This is a genomic window from Acinetobacter sp. LipI_23 (assembly GCF_058243045.1).
The window spans coordinates 1-1,137 of sequence record NZ_JBZAYJ010000012.1 but is presented as its reverse complement, the minus strand read 5'-3'; the positions used below and the strand labels follow the sequence as shown (position 1 = coordinate 1,137).

1 protein-coding gene is annotated in these 1,137 nt (G+C 35.8%); it reads left to right on the top strand.

Features of this window, described 5'->3' with window-relative positions; genetic code table 11:
- Positions 1–71 precede the first annotated feature (71 nt).
- A protein-coding gene (locus AC4CVD_RS18605; RefSeq protein ID WP_490753681.1) for an IS4-like element ISAba1 family transposase occupies positions 72–1,137 on the top strand; the annotation gives its coding sequence in 2 pieces (ribosomal slippage) (positions 72–612 and positions 612–1,137; 1,067 coding nt annotated over the 2 pieces). This gene is flagged as partial in the annotation.

Genomic DNA, 1,137 nt, shown 5'->3' with positions numbered 1-1,137 from the left:
CTCTGTACACGACAAAAATAGATAACTCATTGAAATAATGTCACAATAATTGTTTTCTAACGACGAATACTATGATACATCTCAATGAGTTATATCTTATCTTAAACAAATCTCTAAAATGGAACAAGTCACATTTAAAGTGCTTTGCGCTCATCATGCTTGTGATTATTTTAAAGCAAACATGTAATCTTTCTTCTGCATCTAAAGCCTTGCCCATCAAGTGCTTACCACAATCATTTTATCGACGTATGCAGCGCTTCTTTGCAGGTCAGTATTTTGATTATCGTCAAATTTCTCAGTTGATTTTCAATATGTTTTCATTCGACCAAGTGCAACTGACTTTAGATAGAACCAATTGGAAATGGGGAAAACGAAATATTAATATCCTGATGCTCGCAATCGTTTATCGTGGAATAGCGATACCTATCCTTTGGACATTGCTTAATAAACGTGGAAATTCAGATACGAAAGAGCGCATTGCTTTGATTCAACGCTTTATAGCCATTTTTGGTAAAGACCGTATTGTGAATGTGTTCGCAGACAGAGAGTTTATCGGTGAGCAGTGGTTTACATGGTTAATTGAACAAGACATCAACTTCTGCATTCGTGTTAAAAAAACTTCATTGTCACCAATCATTTAGGAAAGAATCATAAAATTAGTGATTTATTTCGCCATCTTAAAGTTGGTCAAATTGAATGTCGTAAACGACGGATTTTGGTTGGTCGGGTGAAACTATATATAAGTGCACTACAGTTAGAAAATGGAGAGCTTTTACTCGTCGTTTCTCCTCAGTTTAATGCCAATGCTATTCAGGATTATGCATTACGCTGGGAAATTGAAACCTTATTCAGTTGTCTCAAAGGACGCGGGTTTAATCTTGAAAATACGCGCTTGACAGACCCTAGACGAGTGAAAAAATTGATTGCGGTGTTAGCTATAAGCTTCTGTTGGTGTTACTTAACGGGTGAATGGCAACATGATCAAAAAAAAGCGATAAAAATAAAGAAGCATGGACGACTCTCAATGAGTTTATTTCGCTATGGTTTAGACTATGTTCAAATGGCGATTCAGCGTTTAATTGGTTTTGGGAAAAAAGAAGAGTTTAAGGAAATTTTGGCAATTTTAAGAAGGCAGAA